Source organism: Christensenella sp., from assembly GCF_034927525.1.
Lineage (GTDB): Bacteria > Bacillota > Clostridia > Christensenellales > Christensenellaceae > Christensenella.
Genome location: NZ_JAYFPU010000069.1, coordinates 1 through 9,515, shown reverse-complemented (window position 1 = coordinate 9,515; position 9,515 = coordinate 1). Strand labels below are relative to the sequence as shown.

Below are 9,515 nucleotides of genomic sequence, written 5' to 3'. Positions count from 1 at the left end.
TATGCAGAAGGAACTGACGGCGCGGGTCAGAGTAACGGACGTCGACTATGAGGATGTGCCAGAGGTGGACATCAAGCTTTTGAAGCTTGCAAAGGATATCGGCGGCACGGTGGTGACCAACGATTACAACTTAAACAAGGTTGCGGCGGTACAGGACGTTGCTGTGTTCAACATCAACGAGCTGGCGAACGCGGTCAAGCCGATCTTGATGGCAGGCGAGGAAATGAGCGTGACCATCGTAAAGGACGGTAAGGAGCAGAGCCAGGGCATCGGGTACTTAGACGATGGCACGATGATCGTCGTGGAGGGCGCGAAGGGCATGAGCGACAAAACCCTAAGCGTGATCGTGACGAGCGTGCTACAGACAGCGGCGGGACGGATGATCTTCGCAAAAATCAAATAAGCAAATAAATAGGAAACAGGGTGCGGGCTACCGCTCCCTGTTTTTGCCCGTGTTTATCTGCCTACTTGCTCAGACGACGCGATGCCGCGACGACTGGCGGTAACAAGAGGCCGGTAGAAATTGCGATGAACAAAGAAGTACTAAAAAATAAGTGTTGACATCTTGATTTCGCTATGATAATATAGTAAACTGCATTAGCATAGTTGTACTGTGGAGTATTGTCCCATCTCGCGCCCTTTTGGGCGGGTGAAAAATTCGCATAACGAACGGGTTTTAGAGCAACACGGCGTGCTGATGTGTCTTGACTGGTTTAATCAATTTTAAGATAGGAGTTGTTGTTAAGTATGCAGGAAGTTAAGTTTGGAACAAATAAGAGGATGAGCTTTTCCAAGATCAAAGAAGTTCTAGACATGCCGGACTTAATCGAAATCCAGAAAAACTCTTACAAACGCTTTTTGGAAGAGGGACTGGGCGAAGTACTGCAAGACATCTCCCCTATCACCGACTATTCTGAAAATCTTGTGCTGGAATTTGTGGACTACAAAATTCTTGATGCACCGAAGTATGATGTGGAAGAATGTAAAGAGCGGGACGTGAACTACGCCGCTCCTCTTAAGGTGCAGGTTCGCCTTTTAAATAAGGAAACAGGGGAAGTCAAGGAGCAGGAAGTATTTATGGGCGATTTCCCGCTGATGACGGAAAAGGGAACGTTCATTATCAATGGTGCGGAGCGCGTCATCGTTTCGCAGCTTGTCCGCTCGCCGGGCGTATATTATGGCGAGAGTAAGGACAAAACAGGTAAGGATCTGTTCAGTTCTACCGTGATCCCAAACAGGGGCGCATGGCTTGAATATGAAACGGATTCCAACGATTGTATGTTTATCCGTGTGGATAGGACGAGGAAGCTCCCTGTCACAGTTTTCCTGCGCGCGATGGGTCTTTCCAAAGACGCTGACCTGCGGGAATATTTTGGCGACGATGAAAACGTTGAAGCGACGCTGAAAAAGGATAATACCACAACACAGGAAGAAGGCTTGCTTGAAATCTATAAGCGCCTGCGTCCGGGCGAACCGCCGACGGTGGAAAGTGCGAATATGCTGATAGGGTCCCTGTTCTTTGACCCCAAGCGGTATGACTTAGCGCGTGTCGGGCGGTATAAATTCAATAAGAAGCTTTCGATCGCGGAGCGCATCAAAGATCAGGTGGCAGCTTCTAATGTCATCGATGCAAACACGGGTGAGCTGCTTGTTGCTGCGGGCGAAGCGATCAGCGAGAAGAAGGCGCTTATGATCGAGAATGCTGGCGTTAACACGGTAGAGCTTTCTGTCGGTGAAAACGTAGCGCGTGTACACGGCAATAATTTTGTGGACGCGAAGGGTTACCTTGATTTTGATCCGGCGGAAGTAGGCATCAACGAAAAAGTTTATTATCCGGCTTTGAAGGAAATTTTAGACGAGTGCGGAAAAGATAAGGCGCTGTTAAAAGAGCGTTTGGCGGAAGGGCTTACCGTGCTCATCCCCAAGCATATCATTGTAGACGATATGCTCGCTTCGGTGAGCTATTTCTTAGGGCTCAAATATGGGATCGGCTTAACGGACGATATTGACCATCTGGGAAACAGGCGGCTGCGCTCGGTAGGCGAGTTGCTGCAAAACCAGCTGCGCGTAGGCCTTACGCGCCTTGAGAGGGTCGTTCGCGAGAGAATGTCTATTCAGGACATGGACGTGGCAACACCTTCTAACCTGATCAATATCCGTCCGGTGACGGCTTCTATCAAGGAGTTCTTTGGTTCCTCCCAGCTTTCACAGTTCATGGATCAGACGAACCCGCTTGCTGAGTTGACACACAAAAGAAGGCTGTCGGCCCTGGGGCCGGGCGGCTTAAACCGTGACCGTGCGAGCTTTGACGTTCGTGACGTTCACCATTCGCATTACGGACGTATGTGCCCGATCGAGACGCCGGAAGGTCCGAATATCGGCCTCATCGGTTCTTTATCGACATATGCGCGTATCAACGAATATGGATTTATCGAAACGCCTTTCCGTATCATTGATAAGAAAAAAGGCCGTGTTATGGAAAAGGTGCAGTACATGACGGCGGATCAGGAAGAAGATCTGATCGTTGCGCAGGCAAATGAACCGCTTGCTGACGACGGCGTGTTTGTAAACGAGCGCGTTATGTGCCGTGTGCGCGATAAGATCGTTGAGGTTTCGAGAAACGAAGTTGACCTGATGGACGTTTCACCGAAGCAGCTTGTATCGGTTGCTACATCGCTCATCCCGTTCTTAGAAAACGACGATGCGAACCGTGCGCTGATGGGTTCTAACATGCAGAGGCAGGCAGTGCCGCTGCTCATCCCCGAATCTCCTGTTGTGGGAACGGGTATGGAGTACAAGGCGGCTTACGACTCAGGCGTGCTTTCTATCTCCAAAAAGGCGGGCGTAGCGAAAAGCGTAACGGCGGACAAGATCGTTGTTGCAAACGACGACGGTACGGAGTCTGATTTCAATTTGATCAAATTTGCGCGTTCCAATCAGGGTACGTGCATCAACCAGCTGCCCATCGTATATGAAGGACAGCAGATAGAAGCAGGACAGGTACTGGCGGACGGGCCTTCAACAGACCACGGCGAGCTGGGGCTTGGCAAAAACGTACTTGTAGGCTTCATGACATGGGAAGGCTACAATTACGAGGATGCTATGCTCTTATCCGAGCGTCTTGTGAAGGACGACGTATTCACATCCATCCATGTGGAGGAATACGAAGCGGAAGCCCGTGACACGAAGCTGGGGCCGGAAGAGATTACGCGCGACATCCCGAATGTGGGTGAGGAAGCGCTTAAAGATCTTGATTCGCGCGGTATTGTGCGTATCGGCGCGGAAGTTAGGAGCGGGGATATCCTTGTTGGCAAGGTAACGCCCAAGGGTGAGACGGAGCTGACAGCGGAAGAACGCTTACTGCGCGCGATCTTCGGCGAAAAGGCGCGCGAGGTGCGCGACACATCGCTTAGGGTACCGCACGGTGAAGGCGGCGTGATTGTGGACGTGAAGATATTCACGCGCGAAAACAAAGATGAACTGACGGCGGGCGTCAACAAGCTCGTACGTGTTTATATCGCACAGAAGAGAAAGATATCTGTGGGCGACAAAATGGCCGGACGCCATGGTAACAAGGGTGTTATCTCGCGTATTCTCCCGATGGAAGATATGCCGTTCCTGCCAGATGGTACGCCGCTTGACATCGTACTCAATCCTTTGGGCGTACCTTCGCGTATGAACATCGGACAGGTACTTGAGGTACATCTCGGTATGGCGGCGCGTGCGATGGGTTACAAGGTCGCTACGCCGGTATTCGACGGCGCGAGTGAGGAAGACATTGAGGAACTGCTTGCAAAGAGCGGCCTCACGCCGGACGGAAAAACAGTGTTATACGACGGACGCAGCGGGGAACCGTTTGAAAACCGCGTGACCGTGGGTTATATGTATATCTTAAAACTGCATCACCTGGTGGACGACAAGATCCATGCGCGTTCCACAGGGCCTTACTCTCTCGTTACGCAGCAGCCCCTCGGCGGTAAAGCACAGTTCGGCGGACAGCGTTTTGGCGAGATGGAGGTGTGGGCGCTGGAGGCTTATGGCGCGGCGAACACCTTGCAGGAGATTTTGACAGTGAAATCCGACGACGTGGTCGGGCGTGTAAAGACGTACGAATCTATCGTCAAAGGGGAAAACATCCCCGAGCCGGGCGTTCCGGAATCGTTCAAGGTGCTGATTAAGGAAATGCAGAGTCTGGGTCTTGACATCAAGGTGCTTTCTGAAGACCGTGGCGAGATCGCGATCAAGGAAGCGGACGAAGATGATGGCATGCTGATCGACATCAACATCGCGGGGGCGGAAGATCTGCCTGCGGAAGAAGGAGATTTCGATGCGGGTGACATGGTCATCGAGGACATTGACGATCTTTCGATCGACGAACTAGACCTGCCGGATATCGCGGAGCTAGAGGACGAGGAGATCGACTTTGACGACTTCGCGGACGACGTGATCCCGGATATGGAAGAGATAGAGGACGACATCGACCTCACAGAAGACCTCAATATCGATACGGATAGCTTAAAAGACGACGATATGGAGTAAGTGATTTAGTTTAGTAAATTTTTGATAGAGCAGAGAGGAGAGGAGATACCCTTGTTTGAACTCAATACTTTTGATGCGATACAAATAGGCCTTGCATCTCCGGAAAAAATACGCGAATGGTCGCACGGTGAGGTTAAAAAGCCGGAAACGATCAACTATCGTACGTTAAAGCCGGAAAAAGACGGACTGTTCTGTGAACGCATTTTTGGACCGACAAAGGACTGGGAATGTCACTGCGGAAGATATAAGAGGATACGTTATAAAGGTATCGTATGCGAAAAGTGCGGCGTTGAGGTAACGCGCGCAAAGGTTCGCCGCGAGCGCATGGGTCACATTGAGCTTGCTGCGCCTGTTTCGCATATTTGGTATTTTAAAGGGATTCCTTCAAGAATGGGACTGTTACTCGATATGTCCCCGCGGTCTTTGGAAAAGGTACTGTATTTTGCGGCATTTGTCGTAACGGATGCGGGCGAGACAGGACTTGAATACAAGCAGCTTTTGACAGACAAGGAATACCGCGAAGCGCAGGCCAGATTTGGCGAAGAAGCGTTTTCCGCTGGTATGGGTGCGGAAGCGGTAAAAATACTCTTAAAGCAGGTGGATCTGGAAGCAGAAGTAGCCACGTTGCGCGAAGAGCTTAAGACTTGCACGGGACAAAAGCGCGTGCGCGCGATCAAGCGCCTCGAGGTGACGGAAGCGTTCCGCCAGTCGGGCAACAAGCCGGAATGGATCATCATGGACGTTGTGCCCGTGATCCCGCCCGAGTTGCGCCCCATGGTGCAGCTTGACGGCGGACGGTTCGCGACTTCCGATTTGAATGATCTATATCGCCGCGTGATCAACCGCAACAACCGTCTTAACAGGTTGTTGCAGTTAAGAGCACCGGACATCATTGTCAGAAACGAAAAGCGTATGCTGCAGGAAGCGGTGGACGCTCTGATCGATAACGGCAGGCGTGGACGTCCTGTAACGGGTCCTGGCAACAGGCCGTTAAAGTCCTTATCTGATATGCTGCGTGGTAAGCAGGGACGTTTCCGCCAGAACCTTCTTGGCAAGCGTGTCGACTATTCCGGACGTAGCGTTATCGTGGTTGGACCTGAATTGCAGATGTATCAGTGCGGTCTGCCTAAGGAAATGGCGCTTGAGCTGTTCAAGCCGTTTGTTATGAAAAAGCTTGTACAGGAAGGGTTTGCGCACAACATCAAATCCGCCAAGCGTATGGTGGAAAAGGTGCGCCCCGAGGTTTGGGACGTACTGGAAGACGTGATCAAGGGGCATCCTGTGCTCCTCAATCGTGCGCCTACGCTGCACAGGCTGGGCATTCAGGCGTTTGAGCCTGTCTTAGTCGAAGGACGCGCGATCAAGCTGCATCCGCTTGCTTGTACGGCGTACAATGCCGACTTTGACGGAGACCAGATGGCTGTACACGTTCCGCTTTCGGTGGAAGCACAAAGCGAAGCAAGGTTCCTCATGCTTGCGGCAAACAATATCTTGAAGCCGCAGGATGGAAGACCTGTCGTTTCGCCTACGCAGGATATGGTTATCGGGTCTTATTACCTGACCATCCACCGCGAAGGCGCGAAGGGTGAAGGCAGCATCTTTGCTTCTCCGGAAGAAGCGGTGCTTGCTTATAACACAGGAAATATCGATTTGCAGGCGATGGTCAAGATCCGTGTCACAAAAGAAGTGGACGGGGAAATGAAGACGGGTATCATTGAAACCACGACGGGCCGCGTGATCTTTAATAACGCGATCCCGCAGAATCTTGGTTATATGGATCGCTCTAAGCCTGAAAACGAACTGAAATTTGAAGTAGACCAGCTGATCGACAAGAAACAGCTTGGAAAGCTTGTTGACCTGTGCTTTTTAAAGCTTGGGCCGACAAAGACCTCGCACGTTCTGGACGCGATCAAAAAGCAGGGCTTCCACTATTCGACGATCGGTGCGATCACGGTTTCCGTTTCGGACATCAAGATCCCCGGTGCGAAAAAAGAATTGCTTGAAGATGCGGAAGAAAAAGTTGTTACCATCGAAAAGCAGTACAAACGCGGTCTCCTGACAGACAAGGAACGTAAGGACAGTACTGTTAAAGTATGGGAAAATACGACCAATAAGGTAACGGATGCTCTGATGAAGAGCTTAGACCCGTTTAACCCCATCTACATGATGGCGAACTCCGGCGCGCGTGGTTCCACGAACCAGATCAGACAGCTGGCCGGTATGCGCGGACTGATGGCTGACCCGAATGGTGAGATCATCGAAATTCCGATCAGGGCAAACTTCCGTGAAGGACTTACTGTTCTTGAGTACTTCATATCTTCGCACGGTGCGAGAAAAGGTCTTGCAGATACGGCACTGAGAACGGCTGACTCGGGTTACCTGACACGCCGCCTTGTAGATGTATCACATAACGTGATCGTACGTGAGGTTGACTGCTTTGAGAATTTAGGCGAGCAGACGCAGGGCGTGCCCATGAGAAAGCTTACCAATTCCAACGGCAAGGAAGTGATTGAGCCGTTAGAAGACCGCATTCGCGGACGTTATACCTCTAAGGAGGTCAAGGACAGCAAGGGTAAAGTGATCCTCGGCGCAAACGAGATGATTACCCCGGCGATCGCGAAACAGATTGTAGACTTGGGCATTGAAGAAGTCAACATCCGTACCGTGTTTACATGTAAGAGCGAGCACGGCGTGTGCGCGAAGTGCTATGGCGCAAACATGGCGACAGGCGGGCTTGTGGACATCGGCGAAGCGGTAGGCGTTATCGCGGCGCAGTCCATCGGCGAGCCGGGTACGCAGCTGACGATGAGAACATTCCATACCGGCGGTGTTGCCGGCGGCGATATCACGCAGGGTCTCCCGCGTGTCGAGGAATTGTTTGAGGCGAGAAAACCGCGAGGGCTTGCGGTTATTTCTGAGATCGCGGGCGTGGTAACCATCAACGATACGCGTAAAAAGCGCGAGATCACGGTGGCGAACGATTCGGGCGAGGCGAAAACATACCTCATTCCGTATGGATCGCGCGTGACAGTAGAAGACGGACAGGAGATCGAGGCGGGCGACGAGCTGACAGAAGGCTCTATCAACCCGAACGATATCTTGAAGATCAAGGGTGTGAAGGGTGTGCAGGAGTACCTCTTAAAAGAAGTACAGATGGTATACCGTTTGCAGGGTGTTGAGATTTCCGACAAGCATCTGGAGATCATTGTGCGTTGTATGCTCAAAAAGTGTAAGATCGAAGACGCGGGTGATACGTCCATGCTTCCGGGAGAGATGGTAGACATCTTCCTGTTTGAGAAGGAAAACGAGCAGATGATAAAGGACGGCAAGGAACCGGCGACGGCTTCGCGCGTACTCCTCGGTATCACCAAGGCTTCGCTTTCCACAAACAGCTTCCTCTCGGCGGCTTCCTTCCAGGAAACGACGAGGGTGCTGACAGAGGCGGCCATCAAGGGCAAGGTCGATCCGCTCTTGGGGCTGAAGGAAAATATCATCATCGGTAAACTGATTCCGGCCGGTACCGGCATGAAGCGGTACAAAAATATCGACGTGATCTCCAATGTCGTCAACGACGATATTGCGGCTCAGATCGACATCGATGTGATGGACACAGAGCTTTAAGAGAAAAAGATCGATTGCAGGCGGAGGGGGGAAGAACCCTTTCGCCTGTTTTGTAAATGATTGGAGAGGTTTTTGATGAGCGAAAACAACAATAACAATTTAAGCGACGAACAGCGCGAATACAGAAAAAAGTGCGCGATCGCGGATAGCGACCTGTGTAACTGGCTTGACAGGAAGGGCTGCTATCACTGCTATATCAGCACGCTAAAGAGTGACGATGACAAAAAGGCCGCGATGGAGCGCTGGGAAACTACGCTTTCGTACATCCCGGAAAATATCGACGATCTGCATACGAGTGATGATTGTCCGTTCTGTAAGGGGCAGCCGAAAAAGATCGACGGCTATGCTTCCTTTGAGATGGCGCATCCGGAGCCGTACTCTGCTAAGGGCATGTTCTTTGGTATCGGCAAGAAGGTGCGTACGCCCGTAGGATCGCTAGTCACTTTGCAGGCGGGTATTTGTGACGACTGCAAAAAGGCGTTCCGCAAGATGGACTTCCTGCATCTAGGGGTGTTCTTCGGTTTTCTGATTGCGTCGTTTTTGTTACTGCTGATCCCCGGATTTGCAACGCCAATGGCGAACCTGTTCGCTCTGCTGCCTGTGTTGTTTGTGGCGCTGATGGCGTTGGCGGGTTATTTTTTAGGGAAACAGCTGGGCATGAATTCGCTGAAGAAAGCGTCTAAAACGGTGCATGTGGACGTTGCGGAGATACCGCTCGTGCGACAGATGCTGAATAAAGGCTGGTTCTTCTTCCAACTGACGAACGGGATGCCGCGGATATACTTCAAAAAGACGAAGACATATCCCTATCTGCGCAAGCCGCAAACGGAGTGCGCAGACAAGGATGATGACGATCTGCCACTTGACAACATGAATATTTGAATGGTATTATATTTAGGCGCGCTTTTTGCGTTAAAAAGAGGTGTGCGTAAATGTATGATGAACTGAAAAACGCCGAAAATAGGGTCGTGGGCTTAAAACAATTGCTCAGGAGTCTGGAGGAAGAAACCGTGCTTACCGTGTACCTTGCGGACGACGCAGAGGAACATATCAAAGAGCGGATTCTGTATGCAATCGGCGAAATGGAAGTCCACATTGTGAATGTGGAAACAATGAAAGAGCTTGGCGAGGTGTGTGGCATTGATGTGTCCGCGGCCTGTGCCGGTATCATTGAAAACTAATTCCCTTCAGGGTTGCGGGGAATTTTGTCTATAACTTTACAGCATATTTAGAAATAGTATGCTACAGTTTCTTACAAATGCTTGATGCGCAGGCATTTGGGAAGCTGCAATAATTATTGATACGAAATGAAAGGAAGGTGCGTGTATGCCTACCATCAACCAATTGGTTAAAAA

Annotated in this window: 5 protein-coding genes; all 5 read left to right on the top strand. The window is 51.0% G+C overall.

What is annotated here, in order from left to right:
• Positions 1–403 (top strand): PIN/TRAM domain-containing protein (locus VB081_RS02520; protein WP_323399280.1); only part of this gene is annotated, 403 nt, incomplete at its 5' end.
• A 344-nt stretch (positions 404–747) separates the two neighbouring features.
• On the top strand, positions 748–4,539 hold the full coding sequence (gene rpoB / locus VB081_RS02515; protein WP_323399279.1) for a DNA-directed RNA polymerase subunit beta: 3,792 nt from the start codon (positions 748–750) through the stop codon (positions 4,537–4,539).
• Positions 4,540–4,590: 51 nt separating this feature from the next.
• On the top strand, positions 4,591–8,160 hold the full coding sequence (gene rpoC / locus VB081_RS02510) for a DNA-directed RNA polymerase subunit beta' (RefSeq protein ID WP_323399278.1): 3,570 nt from the start codon (positions 4,591–4,593) through the stop codon (positions 8,158–8,160).
• Positions 8,161–8,235: 75 nt separating this feature from the next.
• Positions 8,236–9,042 carry a hypothetical protein gene (locus VB081_RS02505; protein ID WP_323399277.1) on the top strand — a complete coding sequence of 269 codons (807 nt, stop codon included), beginning with the start codon at positions 8,236–8,238 and terminating at the stop codon, positions 9,040–9,042.
• 50 nt (positions 9,043–9,092) lie between these two features.
• Positions 9,093–9,341, top strand: a complete 249-nt coding sequence (locus VB081_RS02500; RefSeq protein WP_323399276.1) for a ribosomal L7Ae/L30e/S12e/Gadd45 family protein — start codon at positions 9,093–9,095, stop codon at positions 9,339–9,341.
• Positions 9,342–9,515: the final 174 nt, after the last annotated feature.